General features: G+C 43.5%; 15 protein-coding genes. All 15 read left to right on the forward strand.

Going from position 1 to position 17,350, the window contains the following annotated elements; all coding sequences use genetic code 11:
- Positions 1-6 precede the first annotated feature (6 nt).
- The 15 genes from rsmH (at position 7) to lpxC (ending at position 17,302) form a co-directional block, all read left to right on the forward strand.
- Positions 7-945, forward strand: coding sequence for a 16S rRNA (cytosine(1402)-N(4))-methyltransferase RsmH (rsmH, locus tag FW757_RS15530; RefSeq protein WP_145236860.1), 939 nt, complete (start codon positions 7-9; stop codon positions 943-945).
- Positions 942-1,268: a cell division protein FtsL gene (gene ftsL, locus FW757_RS15535; protein ID WP_145236863.1), complete on the forward strand. Its 327-nt coding sequence runs from the start codon at positions 942-944 to the stop codon at positions 1,266-1,268. The genes rsmH and ftsL overlap by 4 nt, the downstream gene beginning before the upstream one ends.
- Complete coding sequence (locus FW757_RS15540) at positions 1,265-3,082, forward strand: penicillin-binding transpeptidase domain-containing protein (protein WP_149980613.1); 1,818 nt, start codon at positions 1,265-1,267, stop codon at positions 3,080-3,082. The genes ftsL and FW757_RS15540 overlap by 4 nt, the downstream gene beginning before the upstream one ends.
- The gene (murE, locus tag FW757_RS15545; RefSeq protein ID WP_446441430.1) at positions 3,075-4,580 is read left to right on the forward strand and encodes a UDP-N-acetylmuramoyl-L-alanyl-D-glutamate--2,6-diaminopimelate ligase; all 1,506 of its coding nucleotides are present in this window, start codon (positions 3,075-3,077) and stop codon (positions 4,578-4,580) included. The genes FW757_RS15540 and murE overlap by 8 nt, the downstream gene beginning before the upstream one ends.
- Positions 4,577-5,965 carry a UDP-N-acetylmuramoyl-tripeptide--D-alanyl-D-alanine ligase gene (locus FW757_RS15550; protein WP_446441418.1) on the forward strand — a complete coding sequence of 463 codons (1,389 nt, stop codon included), beginning with the start codon at positions 4,577-4,579 and terminating at the stop codon, positions 5,963-5,965. The genes murE and FW757_RS15550 overlap by 4 nt, the downstream gene beginning before the upstream one ends.
- Complete coding sequence (mraY, locus tag FW757_RS15555; protein WP_145236872.1) at positions 5,959-7,041, forward strand: phospho-N-acetylmuramoyl-pentapeptide-transferase; 1,083 nt, start codon at positions 5,959-5,961, stop codon at positions 7,039-7,041. Before FW757_RS15550 ends, mraY begins: the two co-directional genes overlap by 7 nt.
- Complete coding sequence (murD, locus tag FW757_RS15560; RefSeq protein ID WP_182767583.1) at positions 7,042-8,367, forward strand: UDP-N-acetylmuramoyl-L-alanine--D-glutamate ligase; 1,326 nt, start codon at positions 7,042-7,044, stop codon at positions 8,365-8,367.
- Positions 8,364-9,539, forward strand: coding sequence for a cell division protein FtsW (gene ftsW, locus FW757_RS15565; protein ID WP_446441419.1), 1,176 nt, complete (start codon positions 8,364-8,366; stop codon positions 9,537-9,539). Before murD ends, ftsW begins: the two co-directional genes overlap by 4 nt.
- The gene (gene murG / locus FW757_RS15570; protein ID WP_145236881.1) at positions 9,536-10,645 is read left to right on the forward strand and encodes an undecaprenyldiphospho-muramoylpentapeptide beta-N-acetylglucosaminyltransferase; all 1,110 of its coding nucleotides are present in this window, start codon (positions 9,536-9,538) and stop codon (positions 10,643-10,645) included. The genes ftsW and murG overlap by 4 nt, the downstream gene beginning before the upstream one ends.
- Before the next feature lie 9 nt (positions 10,646-10,654).
- Positions 10,655-12,094, forward strand: a complete 1,440-nt coding sequence (murC, locus tag FW757_RS15575) for a UDP-N-acetylmuramate--L-alanine ligase (RefSeq protein WP_259398783.1) — start codon at positions 10,655-10,657, stop codon at positions 12,092-12,094.
- Positions 12,091-13,011: a D-alanine--D-alanine ligase gene (locus tag FW757_RS15580; protein WP_149980616.1), complete on the forward strand. Its 921-nt coding sequence runs from the start codon at positions 12,091-12,093 to the stop codon at positions 13,009-13,011. The genes murC and FW757_RS15580 overlap by 4 nt, the downstream gene beginning before the upstream one ends.
- Position 13,012: 1 nt before the next feature.
- Positions 13,013-13,792 carry a cell division protein FtsQ/DivIB gene (locus tag FW757_RS15585; protein ID WP_145236891.1) on the forward strand — a complete coding sequence of 260 codons (780 nt, stop codon included), beginning with the start codon at positions 13,013-13,015 and terminating at the stop codon, positions 13,790-13,792.
- Entirely contained in the window at positions 13,789-15,021 is a 1,233-nt protein-coding gene (gene ftsA, locus FW757_RS15590) for a cell division protein FtsA (RefSeq protein WP_145236894.1), read from the forward strand. The genes FW757_RS15585 and ftsA overlap by 4 nt, the downstream gene beginning before the upstream one ends.
- Before the next feature lie 21 nt (positions 15,022-15,042).
- On the forward strand, positions 15,043-16,287 hold the full coding sequence (ftsZ, locus tag FW757_RS15595; protein WP_149980617.1) for a cell division protein FtsZ: 1,245 nt from the start codon (positions 15,043-15,045) through the stop codon (positions 16,285-16,287).
- 103 nt (positions 16,288-16,390) lie between these two features.
- Complete coding sequence (gene lpxC, locus FW757_RS15600; RefSeq protein WP_149980618.1) at positions 16,391-17,302, forward strand: UDP-3-O-acyl-N-acetylglucosamine deacetylase; 912 nt, start codon at positions 16,391-16,393, stop codon at positions 17,300-17,302.
- The last annotated feature ends 48 nt before the right edge of the window (positions 17,303-17,350 follow it).

Below are 17,350 nucleotides of genomic sequence, written 5' to 3' on the forward strand. Positions count from 1 at the left end.
TAGCTAATGACAGCGCAATTTGAACATATTTCCGTACTAATGGACGAAACCATCGAAGGTCTAGCAATTAAGCCAGACGGTATTTATATGGATGGTACATTTGGCCGTGGCGGACATTCTGGACAAATCTTGGCGCGCCTTGGTGAACATGGCCGATTACAGGCCATTGATCAAGATCCACAAGCGATCAAGTCTGCCGAAAAGTTTGCCGACGATAGCCGTTTTGCCATTGCCCATACTCGCTTTTCTAACCTATACGAAGTAGCAGAGCAAAACGATCTATTAGGAAAAGTAGATGGTATTTTATTAGATATCGGTGTGTCATCACCACAACTAGACGATGCTGAACGTGGTTTTAGTTTTATGAAAGATGGCCCGCTTGATATGCGTATGGATCCTACTAGCGGCCGCAGTGCTGCGCAGTGGTTAGCCGAAGCTGAGCTGGAAGACATTGTTCATGTGATCAAAACTTATGGTGAAGAAAAGTTTGGTCGTCGTATTGCACATAAAGTACTTGAAGTGCGCGCTCATACGCCGATTACAACAACTAAGCAACTTGCTGATTTAGTTGACGAAGCAGTGCCAGTAAAGGATAAGTTCAAACACCCTGCGACGCGTACTTTCCAAGCTATTCGTATTTATATCAACAGTGAATTGGAAGAGATTCAAACGGCATTACAAGCTGCGTTGGGTGTATTAAAGCCCGGTGGCCGATTAGTGGTGATTTCGTTTCATTCACTAGAAGACCGTATTGTTAAACAGTTTATTAAAAAACAGAGTAAGGGAGCGGCGTTACCCAGAGGTCTGCCTTTAACTGATGCACAAATAAATCAAAATCTGACGTTAAAAGCAGTGGGTAAAGCTATTAAGCCAAGCCAAGCTGAAGTTGACCGTAACCCACGTTCACGCAGTTCAGTACTTAGGGTGGCACAGAGATTGGGATGAAGCCAAAAGCGAATCATCGACAACCCAATTTATTTTTAGAAATAATCAAAGGCCTAGGAGCAAACAAGTTAACCTCGGCCTTACTGGTTGTGATATTCGCATCTAGTTTGAGTGTGGTGCAGGTCACTCACTTTGCTCGCCAAGAGCTGATTGAACAAGATCAGCTGTTACAACAGCGAGATGAACTCGATTTAGAATGGCGTTATCTATTAGTTGAAGAAGAGTTTTATTCGCAACATGCGCGCATTGAAGAAATTGCTATTGAGCAACTGCAAATGAAACGGTCCACAAGCCAAGACGAACAGGTGATAGTACTGCCATGAGAAGTAGAGGAAAAAAACCAGTAAATAGTTTGATCACATGGCGTTTTATGCTGGTGTGCTCTGTGGTGCTGCTGGTTTTTGTGACTTTAGTATCTCGTGCTGCTTATTTGCAAGTTATTGAGCCTGATAAAGCCCGTTCAGAAAGTAATAAACGTACCGTGCGCGTGGAAAAGTTGCATGTGCAACGCGGGATGATTTTTGACCGTAATGGCAAAGAACTTGCTGTTAGTGTGCCGGTTGTAAGTGTATATGCGGATCCTAAAGCATTACATAAATCACTGCGTGCTAAAGTGCTCAAGCAAGCGCGCAAAAATGGCGAAGATGAGAATGCCCTTGCAGAAAATACCGCGCTACTTGAACAACGTATTGCGCTGTACTACAAAAATGATTTACGTTGGCGTGAGCTTGCCGATGTACTGCGTATTGAACCGAAAAAAATTAATGGTCGCTTGCGGGATGATGCCAGTCGCCGCTTTGTTTATCTAAAACGCCAAGTAACCCCTGCCGTTGCCAATTATATTGGCGATTTACGTCTGCCTGGTATTCATTTATTAGATGAATCAAAACGCTATTACCCTGCAGGAGAAGTCACCGCACATGTGCTTGGTTTTACCAATATTGATGGTAAAGGTATCGAAGGTATAGAGAAGCTTTACGAAAACGCATTAACTGGCGTTGAAGGTCGTCGCACAATTCGTAAAGATGCACAGGGTCGTGAAGTTGAAGTGCTTGATGAACGTGAACGGATTGAACCCGAAAACATCCAACTTAGTATTGATCAGCGTATTCAAGCGATAGCCTATAAAGCGGTTAAATCAGCCGTGCTGACCTACAAAGCAACGTCTGGCTCTGCGATGGTGGTCGATGTGAGAACTGGTGAAGTGTTAGCGATGGTTAACAGCCCGTCTTTTAATCCAAATAATTTAAATGATGCAGCGCCACATAAACGTCGTAACCGAGCGATCACTGATTTGTTCGAACCAGGTTCAACCGTTAAGCCTCTAGCCATATTAGCTGGGTTAGACTACGGCTCAATCCAACCGGATGATAAAATTGATACTTACCCAGGCTGGATGCGCATCGGTGGTACGTTAGTTACAGACTCGCGTAACCATGGTGAAATGACCTTACGTGAGATTTTAAAGTACTCCAGTAACATGGGGGTGACAAAAATAACGCAAGATGTACCGAAGGATTACTTTGTTGGCTTGTTCCAAAAAGTTGGCTTTGGTTCTGATACCGGCACCGGCATGGTTGGTGAAAGTAGTGGCTTGTTTTATCCGAATCGACGTTGGTCTGACCATGAAATTGCAGCACTTTCTTTTGGCTATAACGTTGCTGTAAGCACCGCACAAATGGCGCGTTTTTATGCCATGTTAGGTGCCGGCGGGATCAATAGACCATTGACCATCCTCAAGCAAGATTCAATCCCTGAAGGCGAGCGTATTTTTCAACAAAAAGATGTTGAAGCGGTTGTGCATATGATGGAAAGCGTTTTTGAAGAAGGTGGTACAGCGAGCCGCATAAAAGTTGATGGTTATCGTGCTGCGGGTAAAACGGGTACCTCTAAAAAAGCCGCTGCAGGTGGTTATGGTGATGAGTATGTTGGTTACTTTACAGGTATAGCACCTGCGAGTAATCCACGTTTAGCTGTTGTTGTAATGATCAATGAGCCCGGTGGAGATGTTTATTATGGCGGTGCAACTGCAGGACCAGTGTTTGCAGAAATAATCTCCAATGCGTTAAGAATTTTAAACGTGGCACCAGACAAAGGCTCGGTTGCCTACGTGAAGGGCATAGATGATGATGCGTGATTTAAAAATAATTTTACAACAAATAGAAGTAGCAGCAACAAGCTTACTAGTAAAGCACTTGCGTTTGGATAGTCGAGATGTCACCCCTGGGGATGTCTTTGTAGCAATTAAAGGTCATCAATTAGATGGCGGACAATTTATTGATAAAGCGATTGCAAATGGTGCAGTTGCAGTAATTGCTGATCGTTTATGTGAGTTTGAATGTGATTTTGAACCGCTTTATTTAATTTCCGATTTGAATAAGAAATTGCCCGCATTAGCGAGTCATTTTTATCAGCAACCAAGTAAACAATTAGATGTGGTGGGTGTTACTGGCACCAATGGTAAATCAACTACCACTGCGATGATTGCTCATTTAGCTAAGTTTTGCGACACCCAATCAGCGATTATCGGTACGCTTGGGTATGGGCAACCAGAAAGTTTAACTGAGTTAATCAATACCACACCGTCTTGTGTTGATTTACAAAGAATATTAGCGCAACTTGCCACTGACAATAACAAACTGGTGGCGATGGAAGTGTCATCACATGGTTTGGTACAGCGGCGTGTTGCGAAAACGCACTTTAAAGCTGCTGTGTTTACCAATTTATCGCGCGATCATTTAGATTACCACGGTGATATGGCCAGTTATGCCGATGCAAAGTTAATGCTAATGCGAGATTTTGACGCGCAGCTGGTGGTACTAAATCAAGATGATAACCAAGTAGAGCAATGGTTAGAACAATACGATTTTAATAACTTAGTGTGTTATGGCCATAAAAACTTGCAGCCAAAAGGTGCTAAGTTTGTGTACTTCACTGATGTTTCTTACCATAAAACCGGTATATCGGCACAGTTTACGACAAGTTGGGGTGATATTGCTATTACCTGTCCGCTGTTTGGCGAATTTAATTTATATAATTTAGCGGCTGCAATCGCAACTTTACTTGGTTTAGGTTACCCATTAGATCAATTGGCAGCGGGTTGTGCAAGCTTGCAACCAGTTGCTGGACGCATGCAAGCATTTAGCGCGCCAAACCAACCAACCTGTATTGTTGATTATGCTCACACGCCAGATGCGTTAGCTTTAGCATTGCAAGCATTGCAACAACATGTGCCCGGTGGCGTAAGTTGTGTATTTGGTTGCGGCGGAGACCGTGATAAAGGTAAGCGACCAATGATGGCCCAAGCGGCTGAGCAAAATGCTGATAAAGTAATTATTACCAGTGATAACCCGCGTAGCGAAGATCCATGGCAGATCATTAAAGGTGTTGCTGCTGGTTTAAGCCAGCCTGATCGTGCGCACTTAGAAGCTGACCGTGCTCATGCTATTGCCTTTGCAATAGATAACGCAAATGCCAATGACGTAGTGCTTATTGCAGGTAAAGGCCATGAAGATTATCAAATAATTGGTACGCAACGGATAGATTTTTGCGATCGTAAATTTGTCCAGCAGCACTTACAACAAAAGCAAAAGCTAGACCCACAAGAACAACAAATAAGAGGATCGCAGTTATGATCCCAATGGATTTTGATTGGCTAGCAAATGTGCTAGCAACTGATTATCAAGGTGATAATCAAACAGTAAAAAATATTAATACCGATACTCGCACCGTATGCGAAGGAGAAGTATTTTTAGCGCTACAAGGCCCTAATTTTGATGGCCATCAGTTTTTACAACAAGCGAAAGACAAAGGCGCAATAGCCGCTATTGTTAGTCAAAAAGTTGCCGTTGATATTCCACAGTTTTTAGTTACGGATACGCGTATTGCGCTAGGCGAAATTGGTGCTGCGGTAATGGCCAGTGTGGCACCAAAAACTATCGCAATTACAGGCAGTGTCGGTAAAACCACAGTAAAAGAAATGTGCGCAGCTATTTTAGCTCCTCACGGTGAAGTACTGTCGACTAAAGGTAATTTTAATAATGACATTGGCGTGCCATTAACCTTGTTACGCCTAGAACCGCAGCACAAATATGCGGTGATTGAGCTTGGCGCTAACCATATTGGTGAAATTGCCTATACCACGGCGATGACTAAGCCAGATGTTGCCGTTGTTTGTAATGTGGCAGCTGCGCATATTGAGGGTTTTGGCTCTCTTGCGGGTGTGGCAACGGCTAAAAGTGAAATTTACGATGGTTTGAAAGAGCATGGCATTGCGCTAGTTAACTGTGACAGCGAATTTAGTGATGGTTGGCTTACTAAGTTACAAGGGCGCAATGTCAAACGTTTTTCAAGCACTGATAAACTAGATATATGGGCAGAAGAAGTCAGCCTCGATGAGCAAGCTCAGGCGTCTTTTTATATTTGTACCAAGCAGCATCGAGTACCCGTTAAGCTTGCATTGCCAGGTCGTCACAATGTTACAAACGCCCTTATAGCAGCTGCATTAACCTGTGAATTTGGCGTTAGTCTTGAGGCTGTGGCAACGGCACTCGCAACCATGGCTGAAGTAAAAGGCCGAGTAAACATTATTCAAGTCAATGAAACACTAACCGTGATTGATGACACTTATAATGCCAATGTGCAATCGGTTAAGGCTGCAATTGATTTATTACGCGACCTCCAAGGTCAGCGTATTTTAGCGTTAGGTGATATGGGAGAACTTGGTGAAGAAGCCGCGCTTTATCACCAACAAGTTGGCGCCTATGCCAAACAACAAGGTATTGATGAGTTGTATAGCTTAGGTGTACTGAGTCAATACGCCAGTGATGAATTTGCTAAACCACAGCGGCATTTTTCAAGCCGCGAGGAACTGTTGCAACAATTACAAGCACAGTTAACTGACTCAGCACAAAAAACCACCATAGTCGTGAAGGGATCGCGCAGTTCTCGCATGGAATTATTAGTACAAGATTTAGTTAACAGCCAGCAAACTGGCCGCAATGGAGTATCTCAATGTTAGTTTGGCTGGCCGAGTATTTAACACAATATTACAGTGCATTTAATGTGTTCTCGTATTTAACCGTTCGCGCTGTATTTGGTATTTTAACGGCACTATTAATTTCTTTATATTTTGGCCCTAAGTTGATCCGAGCATTGCAAAGAATGCAAATTGGTCAAGTGGTTCGTAACGATGGCCCGGAGTCGCATTTATCGAAAAAAGGCACCCCAACCATGGGAGGCTTGTTAATTTTAGCGTCTATTTTTACCAGTACTTTGCTGTGGGCTGATTTAGCGAATAAATATGTATGGGCTACCTTGTTTGTGATCGGCTCATTGGGAATTGTGGGCTTTGTTGATGATTACCGTAAAGTGATCCGCAAAGATCCAAAAGGGTTGATTGCGAAATGGAAGTATTTTTGGCAGTCAGTGATTGCCTTAGTGGTTGCCTGCGCATTATTTTTTACTGCTAATCATGCCAACGAAACATCATTAGTAGTGCCGTTTTTTAAAGATGTATTACCGCAGCTAGGTTTGTTTTACATAGTTATGACTTACTTTGTCGTGGTGGGGACGTCAAATGCTGTGAATCTGACCGATGGCTTGGATGGTTTGGCCATTGTACCGACTATTTTAGTGGCAGCAGCACTGGCTATTATTGCTTACTTAACAGGTAACGTGAATTTCTCTGCTTACTTGCATATTCCACATTTACCATTGGCCAGTGAGTTGGTTGTAGTATGTACCGCCATTGTTGGTGCCGGATTAGGCTTTTTATGGTTTAACACTTACCCAGCACAAGTATTTATGGGTGATGTTGGTTCATTAGCGCTTGGTGGAGCATTGGGTATTATTGCTGTATTAGTTCGCCAAGAGTTAATTTTAATCATTATGGGCGGTGTATTTGTGATGGAAGCACTGTCGGTTATCTTGCAAGTTGGCTCTTATAAATTACGTGGCCAACGGATTTTTAGAATGGCACCAATCCACCATCATTACGAGTTAAAAGGCTGGCCTGAGCCACGAGTTATCGTGCGTTTTTGGATAATTTCTATCGTGCTAGTGTTAGCTGGCCTAGTAACATTAAAGATCAGGTAAATGATGTATTTAAACGAGATGAAAAACAAACATATTACAGTGCTCGGACTCGGTGTAACCGGTCTGGGCATTGTGCGTTTTTTATTATCTCAAGGTTTAACGCCTAATGTAGTTGATAGTCGCCAATCACCGCCCGGTTGTGATTGGTTGCAACAACATGCGCCAAATTTAACGACGCAGTTTGGTGATTTAGCAACTGCACAGCTTGAAAGCGCCGATATGATCATCATCAGCCCTGGTTTAAGTTTAACACTTCCAGCAGTTGCACAAGCAATGCAAGCGGGTGTTGAAGTGATTGGTGATATTGAGTTATTTGCCCGTTTAACAGACAAGCCGGTGGTGGCTGTAACAGGCTCTAACGGTAAATCGACTGTCGTTACGTTGGCTTATGAAGTATTGAAAATGGCTGGTTATAAGGTCGGACTTGGCGGAAATATTGGTACTGCCGCACTGGATTTATTAGCTGATGATTTTGATGTTTACGTATTAGAGCTATCGAGTTTTCAGCTCGATACGATGCACAGCTTAAAGCTGGTTAGCGCTACGGTACTTAATGTGTCGGAAGATCATTTAGATCGTTACCCGAGCTACCAAGCCTATATTGATTCAAAACAAACGATTTATGCTAATGCCGCGCTGGCTGTAGTAAATAAGACTGACCCAGCAACGTATACACAAACAATGCCGCAATTAAGCTTTGGCTTAGAAAATGCGGATTATTGTTTAATGACGTATCAAGGTGACAGTTACTTTAGTTATCAAGGCAAAGCTCTATTGCCTGTTAGTAGCTTGGCCGTAGTTGGTCGTCATAATCAGCTAAATGCGTTAGCGGTTATGGCATTATTGAGCCCATTTGATATCAGTGCTAGTCAGTTTGCACAAGCTTTTAGCCAATTTACTGGCTTGGCGCATCGTTGTCAGTTTGTTGCCGAGCAAGCGGGGGTTAAATATTTTAATGACTCTAAAGCTACGAATGTCGGGGCCACCATTGCGGCGATAGAAAGTTTAGCCGATCAGGCCAAGCAACTAGTAGTGATTGCCGGAGGCGATGCCAAAGGCGCCGATCTCGATAGCTTAAAGCCGTATTTACAACAGCAAGTTAAAGCGCTTATTTGTTTTGGTAAAGATGCCAAAGCACTGGTTGCGTTGACTGACAAAGGCCACTTAACAGAAAATATGCAGCAAGCGGTGATGCTTGCCAAGCAACTTGCCACTGCGGGCGATATTGTGTTGCTTGCACCTGCATGTGCCAGTATCGATATGTATAACAATTATATGCAACGTGGTGAGCACTTTAGTCAATGCGTATTAGCGGAGGCAGTATGAATGCTTTAGCTAATATTCGTGACACCCTGACTCCTAAGCCTTCGGCGCAGTTATACGATGTGCCACTGTTATATTGTGTGATCATGCTAATTGGCTTGGGGTTTGTGATGGTGACGAGTGCGTCGATGCCGACCGCTGATCGCTTATTTAACAATCCCTATCATATTATTATTCGCCACAGCATGTTTTTGGCGATGGGCTTTGTGCTGTTTTGGATCACCTGCTGTGTACCAATGACCTGGTGGAAACGCTCGAATCCTTACTTATTACTGTTTGGCATGGCGCTACTGATAGTGGTGTTAATCGTTGGGCGTGAAGTGAATGGCGCAAAACGTTGGATCCCAGTAGGTCCGGTGGGCTTTCAGGTTGCTGAAGCGGCTAAATTATTCTTTTTCAGTTATATCGCCGGTTACTTAGTGCGTAAACGCGAGGAAGTTCAAGAAAATATTAAAGGCTTTGCTAAGCCAATCGCAGTGTTTGCAGTTTACGCATTGTTGATTTTATTACAGCCCGATTTAGGCACTGTGGTGGTGATGTTTGTAACTACCGTAGGCTTATTGTTCTTAGCTGGGGCTAAGTTATGGCAGTTTTTTGCCTTGATATTAACAGGCGTAGGCTTAGTCGTATTGCTCATTATTGTTGAGCCATATCGGATGGCGCGGGTGGTCGGTTTTCTAGAGCCATGGGATGACCCATTTGGTAAAGGCTACCAGTTAGTACAATCGCTGATGGCATATAGCCAAGGTGGTTGGTTTGGCCAAGGTTTAGGTAATAGTGTGCAAAAATTGCAATATTTACCTGAAGCCCATAATGACTTTATTTTTGCGGTGATTGGCGAAGAGTTAGGTTTTATCGGTATCGTCAGTATTTTAATGGTGTTTGGTACTTTGGTGTTTAGAGCACTGTTAATTGGTCAGCAAGCACTTAAATGTGGCAAAGAATATGAAGGTTACTTTGCATTCGCAATAGGTATTTGGTTTGCATTTCAAACCATGGTTAATGTGGGGGCGAGTGCCGGTATTTTGCCAACCAAAGGTTTAACCTTGCCGTTTGTATCTTATGGTGGCTCAAGTTTACTTATCATGACTATTGCGGCAGGTATTTTATTACGCGTGGATTTTGAAACCAAAATGGCCACTAAACAAGCAACATCCGGTGGAGGCAAGCGATGAATAAAAAATTAGTCGTTGTTGCTGGTGGTACTGGCGGGCATATTTTTCCCGGCATAGCTGTGGCTGATCACTTAAGGCAACAAGGTTGGCAAGTGAGTTGGATTGGCACTGCTGATCGAATGGAAGCGCAGGTTGTACCAAAGCATAATATTGAGATTGATTTTATTAATGTTAAAGGTGTACGTGGCAATGGCCTTGCACGTTTAGTAAAAGCCCCTTTTATGGTGATTAATGCCATATTACAAGCACGCAAAGTATTGAAAAAACAACAACCTGATGTTGTGTTAGCAATGGGCGGCTATGTTACTGGGCCGACTGGCATTGCCGCAAAAAGCTTAGGTATACCACTGGTGATCCATGAGCAAAATGCGGTTGCCGGTATGAGTAATAAGTACTTAGCCAAGTTTGCCAATAAAGTGTTGGCTGCATTTCCGCAAGCATTTGCCTCTGGATACAGTGACGTGGTTGGTAATCCGGTACGAGCCAGCGTAGCAAATGTGGCAATGCGGGAAGTATCAAGTCCGGTTAACGTGTTGGTCGTTGGTGGCTCGTTAGGTGCGCAGGTGCTAAACCAAACTTTGCCAGCAGCATTTAAACAGCTCAGTGAAGAGTTTCAGATCAATACATGGCATCAAACCGGTAAAGGTCATTTAGGCTCAGTAACACAGGCATATCAGCAGCAAGGTTTTAGTGCTGAACAAGCTAAGGTGGCTGAGTTTATTGATGATATGGATACCGCTTATGGCTGGGCAGATATTGTAATTTGCCGCGCGGGGGCGTTAACCGTAAGTGAGATTGCTGCTGCAGGAAAAATGGCCGTGTTTGTGCCGTTTCCGCATGCGGTTGACGATCATCAAACTGCGAATGCAAAATTTTTAGTTGATGGCAATGCGGCATTATTAATGCCACAGGGGCAGTTCAATCAACACAGTATTGTTGAACTATTACGCCCGTATTTAGCCAAACCAGCATTAATCAGTGAACTTGCAAGCAATGCTAAGCAATTGGCGACACTAGAAGCTACTGCCAATGTCGCATGGCATTGTATGGATGCCGCAGGTGTCCCCTTGTCAGCGCTGCAAGTAACAGAAAAAAGAGATAATTAAGTGAAACAAATGTCAACACACAAGAGCACTCGCCCGGCAATGCGCCGAATTAGCACTATCCACTTTATTGGTATTGGTGGCGCAGGAATGGGCGGTATTGCCGAAGTACTCGCATTTGAAGGATATCGTATTACTGGCTCTGATATTGCCCATAGTGCAATGACCGAACGTTTGATCCAAGCTGGGGCTGAAGTGTTTATTGGCCATCATCAAAGTAATGTTAAAGATGCCAATGTAGTGGTGGTTTCAAGTGCAATTGATGAAGCTAATCCTGAGATTATTGCTGCTAAGGCGGCACGTATTCCGGTTGTGCGCCGTGCAGAAATGTTGGCCGAGCTAATGCGCTTTCGCCACGGTATTGCTATCGCTGGTACTCATGGTAAAACCACCACCACTAGTTTGATCGCGAGTATTTATGCTCAAGCTGGGCTGGATCCAACCTTTATTATTGGTGGTTTACTTAATAGTGCGGGTAGTAACGCAAAAGTCGGTAAAAGTGATTTTTTAATTGCTGAAGCTGATGAGAGTGATGCGTCATTCTTGCATTTGCAACCTATGGTATCGGTGATCACTAATATTGAAGAAGATCACATGGATACCTACGGCGGTAGCTTAGAAAAAATGAAAGATACTTATGTGGACTTCATTCATAACCTGCCTTTTTATGGCCTTGCTGTGGTGTGTATCGATTCAGAAGTGGCAGCTGAGCTTATTCCGCGATTTGGCCGTCCTGTGATCACTTATGGTGAATCAAGCGACGCCGATTACCGCATGACTGATTTTAGCCAAACGGCAAATACCAGTCAGTTTAAAGTGCGCACTAAGCAAGGTGATGATTTAACTGTGCATTTAAATATGCCAGGTAAACATAATGCATTGAACGCCACTGCAGCGATTGCTGTTGCAAAAGATCAACAAATAGCTGATCACGCGATTTTAGAAGCATTGCAACAGTTTGAAGGTATCGGACGTCGTTTTCAGCATTATGGCGATTTTGAAAACGAACGTGGCAAAGTAATGCTGGTGGATGATTATGGTCATCACCCTTCAGAAGTTGCAGCGACTATAGCGGCAATTCGCCAAGGCTGGCCTGATAAACGCTTAGTAATGATTTATCAACCACATCGCTTTACTCGTACTCGTGATTTATATGAAGACTTTGTAAAAGTGTTAGCCGATGTTGATCAGTTATTATTGCTTGATGTATACGGCGCTGGTGAAGAGCCAATTATTGGCGCAGACAGTAAAAGTTTATGTCGCAGCTTACGTCAACGCGGTAAAGAACCACTGCATGTTGCAAGTAGCTCTGAACTAGCTGGAGTATTAGCTGATACGTTACAAGATAATGATTTAGTTATAACCCAAGGTGCTGGTAATATTGGTCAATTAGTAAAAACACTCGCGGCGACATCGCTGTCGATTGAGCAACTTAAGCAGGTAAAGGTATGACGCAATTAAACACACAGTTTGGCAAAGTGGCAGTGTTGTTTGGTGGACACTCAGCTGAGCGCGAAGTATCACTAAAATCAGGCCAAGCGGTATTGAACGCATTACAAAATGCGGGCGTTGATGCCATTGGCTTTGATCCAAAAGAGCAACCGTTATGGCAATTAAAAGAACTCGGCATTGAACGAGTATTTATCGCCCTGCATGGTCGCGGTGGTGAAGACGGTACTATTCAAGGTGCACTTGAGTTTATGGGGTTGCCATACACTGGCAGTAACGTATTAGGCTCAGCATTGGCGATGGATAAAATACGTTGTAAGCATTTATTTAAATCTGCGGGCTTGAGCACTGCGCCTTATGCGGTGGTGGATAGCAAGCGTGGTTTTGATGCGACAGCGATAATGAATGAACTGAAAAAAGTGATGGTAAAACCGTCGCACGAAGGTTCTAGCATTGGTATGGCGCAAGCAAATAATGCGCAAGAGCTTGAAGCTGCTTTAGCTGAAGCGTTTAAGTTTGACAGCCAAGTACTGGTTGAGCAGTGGATAACCGGGCGCGAATTTACAATCACTGTACTAGGCGATGAGGTACAGCCAGTGATTGAAATGACCACCCCAAATGGTTTTTATGATTACCAAGCAAAGTATCAGTCAAATACTACGCAATATCATTGCCCAGCAGACTTATCAGCTGGCGATACCACGCATTTACAAGCAATGGCTTTAGCGGCATTTGATCTAGTGGGTGCCAGTGGTTGGGGTCGTGTTGATGCAATGCAAGATGCAGACGGTAACTTTTATTTGTTAGAAGTAAACACAGTACCAGGAATGACTGAAAAATCGTTAGTGCCAATGGCTGCTAAAGCAAATGGTGCAAGCTTTGAGCAATTAGTTGTTCGCATTTTGGAGCAAACGCTTTAATATGCATCCCTTTTTGGAAAAAGCGCAACAATTAAAACAGCAACTAAATTGGTCGCTAATTTTAGGTGTGAGCTTTTTTTTAATCGTGGTTTTCAGTTTGGTGCAAATCACCAGCGGCGTTAGACAGTGGTTGGTAGAAAATAAAGATGCGCAAATAAAGCATTTAGCTGTGTTGGGGAAACCTCAATACACAGATGAAAAAGCGATTATTAGCGCGATTAAAAAAGCCGACTTATCGAGTTTTTTTGATTTAGACGTGAAAAACATACAACGTCTAGTGCAAGACTTACCTTGGGTGGCTACTGCATCGGTACGTAAGCAGTGGCCAGATACATTACAAGTGTATGTGGTAGAGCATCAGGCTGTCGCAGTGTGGAACAGTGATTTATTACTTAACCAAAGCGGTGAAGTGTTTCAAGCTAGCAGTGCGAAGCTCAGTGACGAGCTGCCACAACTTTATGGCCCTGAGGGCAGTGAATTTGAAGCATGGGGAGCTTTCAAGCAGTTTGATGAAATGCTTAAGGTTAATAATTTAAAGTTAACCAGCCTGGCATTGTCAGAGCGATTTTCATGGCAGTTATGGCTCGATAACGGTATTCGCCTTAAATTAGGGCGTAAAGAAAAAGCTAAACGGGTACAACGGTTTATAGATGTTTACCCGCGGATGGAAAAACGTGCAGATGCACAAGTAGATGTAGTGGATTTACGGTATGATACCGGCCTTGCGGTGAGCTGGAAGCTCCTGGAAGAAGCGCAATTACAAAATAAGAGTAAGGCATGACTAAGTCAGCAGAAAGAAACCTAGTGATTGGATTAGACGTTGGCACCTCAAAAGTGGTGGCCACGGTTGGTGAAATCACCGCAGATAACAAACTCAGCATTGTTGGGGTTGGCAGCCAAGTGTCCCATGGTATGGATAAAGGCGGCGTAAACGACCTTAACTTGGTGTCGGAGTCTATTCGTCGTGCAATCGATGAAGCTGAACTTATGGCTGATTGCCGTATTAGCTCCGTGTATTTGGGGATCTCAGGTAAACATATTCAGTGCCAAAACGAAAGTGGTGTTGTGGCAATTAATAATACTGAAGTGACTGATGAAGACATTGAAAATGTTATTCATATTGCGCGCTCTGTGCCTATTTCAGCCGAACGTAAAATGCTGCATGCACTGCCGCAAGAATATAGTATCGATATGCAAGAAGGGATTAAAAACCCGCGTGGTATGAGTGGTGTACGAATGGAAGCCCGTGCTCACATCATAACTTGCTCAAACGATATGGCGAAAAATATTGAAAAATGTGTTGAGCGTTGTGGTCTTGAAGTTGACCAACTGATTTTCACCGCATTAGCGTCGTGTTATTCGGTATTAACCGATGACGAAAAAGAGCTCGGTGTTGCGGTACTTGATATCGGTGGCGGTACGATGGATATCACTATTTATATCAATGGTGCGTTGCGCCACTCTGCAGTTATTCCTGTAGCGGGCAACCAAGTTACTGGCGATATTGCAAAAATATTTCGTACACCGATATCCCATGCTGAATCACTCAAGGTACAATATGCCTGTGCAAGTAGCCAAATGGCCAGCAGCGAAGAAACTATTGAAGTGCCTAGTGTCGGCGGGCGACCAGCGCGGTTAATGTCGCGTCATACCTTATCTGAGGTGGTTGAGCCACGTTTTAGAGAATTATTTGAATTAGCGATGGAAGAAATTCATCGTTCAGGATTAGCAGACCAAATTGCAGCAGGACTCGTCATTACTGGCGGTAGTGCTAAAATGGCTGGCGCGATGGAAGTGGCTGAAGACATTTTCCAGATGCCAGTGAGAATAGGCAAACCTATAGGGATAGTTGGTTTGACAGATTATGTAGATGACCCTTCATATGCAACGGCGGTTGGCTTATTACAATATGGCCGCACAATGCAATCGATGAATGCACAAAAATCGAAACCTGAAGGCGATAATAATTGGTGGAACCGCATAACGAAGTGGTTTCAAGGCGAGTTTTAATACTCAAGTCGGAGAGTAAACATGTTTGATATAATGGAACAACACAGCGAAGAAGCTGTCATAAAAGTAATAGGCGTGGGCGGCGGCGGCGGTAACGCTGTTGAGCACATGGTTAAGCAACAAATTGAAGGCGTGCGTTTTATTGCCGCTAATACGGATGCTCAGGCATTACGTAACTCATCAGCAGATATTACAGTGCAACTAGGTACTCAGATCACGTCTGGGCTAGGTGCGGGTGCAAACCCTGATGTAGGTCGTAAATCAGCAGAAGAAGACGCCGATACTATTCGTGCCAGCCTTGAAGGTGCTGATATGGTATTTATCGCAGCGGGTATGGGCGGTGGTACTGGCACAGGGGCTGCGCCTGTGGTTGCCAAAATTGCTAAAGAGTTAGGTATTTTAACGGTTGCTGTAGTGACACGTCCGTTTGACTTTGAAGGCAAAAAGCGCGCAGCAGCGGCTGAACAAGGTATTAACGAATTGTCAGAAATTGTAGATTCACTTATTACAATTCCTAACAATAAATTGCTTAAAGTTTTAGGTAAAGGGACTACACTGTTAGACGCATTCGCTAAAGCAAATGATGTATTATTTGGTGCCGTGCAAGGTATTGCGGAACTAATTACTCGTTCTGGTTTGATTAACGTGGATTTCGCCGACGTACGTACAGTAATGTCAGCCATGGGTACTGCGATGATGGGCACAGCGTCTGCATCGGGTCCTGATCGTGCGCAAGAAGCTGCAGAGGCTGCAATCTCAAGCCCACTACTTGAAGACGTTGATTTAACTGGCGCGAAAGGCATCCTAGTTAACATCACTGCAGGTATGGATATCGCAATTGAAGAGTTTGAAATTGTTGGTAATCACGTTAAAGCATTAGCATCTGAAAATGCGACTGTGGTGGTTGGTGCGGTTATTGACCCTGAAATGACTGATGAACTACGTGTAACTGTAGTCGCTACAGGTTTAGGCGGCGATCGTCGTCCACAGTTTGGTATTGTCGATAACGGCTTTAAAAAAGCGTCAGGTTCTGATGTTAGCAGTTCAACAAACCAAACTAGCAGTATGTATGTACCAAGCTTTGCAAGCCAAGGTAGTGGCGATGAAATGACTGCTGCTCCAGCGATTGAAAAGCATGAATCGAGCAAGACAACGCAAAGCAATAGTGGTTTATCTAAAACTAATGATAGCGGTAAAAAGTCTGATAAATCAGAAGGTGGCGATTATTTCGACATCCCTGCATTTTTAAGAAAACAAGCAGATTAAGCAAAAAGGTAATTGTTTTTGTTTAAAAAGCGAACGAATTTGGCAGCTGGTCGTATATGTGATATAATCGGCGGTCTAACTGTAACTATAAGTGAGCGAAGCTATGATTAAACAGCGTACCATTGCAGAGATAGTCAAAGCCATAGGAATTGGACTTCACAAAGGTGAGAAGGTCACTATTACTCTCCGACCTGCGAGCGCAAATACTGGGATAGTATTTCGTCGTGTCGACCTTGATCCGGTTGTTGATTTTGAAACAACACCTGAAGCCGTTGGCGATACGCAATTATGTACCTGTTTAACTAACAAAGATGGCGTTCGCTTATCTACGACTGAGCACCTTATTGCTGCGGTAGCGGCAATGGGTATCGATAATTTGATCGTTGAATTAGATAGCTCAGAAGTACCAATAATGGATGGTAGTGCATTACCATTCATTTATTTGTTACAAAAAGGCGGCATTGCAGAGCAGAATGCGGCTAAGCGCTTTATTCGTATTAAAGAAAAAGTACGTATTGAAGAAGGTGATAAATGGGCCGAGATTGAACCATATGATGGTTTTCATATCGACTTTGAAATTGCTTTCGATCATCCGGCAATCAATGAAAGCCGCCAACGTATCGGTTTAGATATTACTACGCAAAGCTTTACAGAAGAAATCAGCCGTGCACGTACTTTTGGCTTTATGAAAGACATTGAATATATGCATGCTAATAACCTAGCTTTAGGTGGCAGCATGGATAACGCCGTGGTATTGGATGAGTTTAAAGTACTTAATCCTAACGGCCTGCGTTATAGCGATGAGTTTGTTAAGCATAAGATTCTAGACTGTGTTGGTGACATGTTTATGACAGGCCACAACATTTTAGGAAAAATTACAGCTTATAAATCAGGCCATGACCTGAACAATAAGTTACTTCGTAAAATTATGGCGACTGAGTCAGCATGGGAATGGGCAACATTTGATACCCCAGTATACATGCCAGCACCAGGTTTAGAAGTAGCCACAGCTTAATCGCAAACGCTTAAAACAGTTATAAAAAATGACGCTATCTAGCGTCAT

This window comes from Pseudoalteromonas sp. 1181_04 (assembly GCF_052850545.1).

What these genes read in the sequence shown, in the direction of transcription:
- murD (WP_182767583.1), top strand. Translation starts at nt 7,042, where the DNA reads ATGATGTATTTAAACGAGATGAAAAACAAACATATTACAGTGCTCGGA.
- ftsL (WP_145236863.1), top strand. Translation starts at nt 942, where the DNA reads ATGAAGCCAAAAGCGAATCATCGACAACCCAATTTATTTTTAGAAATA.
- murG (WP_145236881.1), top strand. Translation starts at nt 9,536, where the DNA reads ATGAATAAAAAATTAGTCGTTGTTGCTGGTGGTACTGGCGGGCATATT.
- mraY (WP_145236872.1), top strand. Translation starts at nt 5,959, where the DNA reads ATGTTAGTTTGGCTGGCCGAGTATTTAACACAATATTACAGTGCATTT.
- ftsZ (WP_149980617.1), top strand. Translation starts at nt 15,043, where the DNA reads ATGTTTGATATAATGGAACAACACAGCGAAGAAGCTGTCATAAAAGTA.
- FW757_RS15585 (WP_145236891.1), top strand. Translation starts at nt 13,013, where the DNA reads ATGCATCCCTTTTTGGAAAAAGCGCAACAATTAAAACAGCAACTAAAT.
- rsmH (WP_145236860.1), top strand. Translation starts at nt 7, where the DNA reads ATGACAGCGCAATTTGAACATATTTCCGTACTAATGGACGAAACCATC.
- murC (WP_259398783.1), top strand. Translation starts at nt 10,655, where the DNA reads ATGTCAACACACAAGAGCACTCGCCCGGCAATGCGCCGAATTAGCACT.
- ftsW (WP_446441419.1), top strand. Translation starts at nt 8,364, where the DNA reads ATGAATGCTTTAGCTAATATTCGTGACACCCTGACTCCTAAGCCTTCG.
- lpxC (WP_149980618.1), top strand. Translation starts at nt 16,391, where the DNA reads ATGATTAAACAGCGTACCATTGCAGAGATAGTCAAAGCCATAGGAATT.
- FW757_RS15540 (WP_149980613.1), top strand. Translation starts at nt 1,265, where the DNA reads ATGAGAAGTAGAGGAAAAAAACCAGTAAATAGTTTGATCACATGGCGT.
- FW757_RS15580 (WP_149980616.1), top strand. Translation starts at nt 12,091, where the DNA reads ATGACGCAATTAAACACACAGTTTGGCAAAGTGGCAGTGTTGTTTGGT.
- FW757_RS15550 (WP_446441418.1), top strand. Translation starts at nt 4,577, where the DNA reads ATGATCCCAATGGATTTTGATTGGCTAGCAAATGTGCTAGCAACTGAT.
- ftsA (WP_145236894.1), top strand. Translation starts at nt 13,789, where the DNA reads ATGACTAAGTCAGCAGAAAGAAACCTAGTGATTGGATTAGACGTTGGC.
- murE (WP_446441430.1), top strand. Translation starts at nt 3,075, where the DNA reads ATGCGTGATTTAAAAATAATTTTACAACAAATAGAAGTAGCAGCAACA.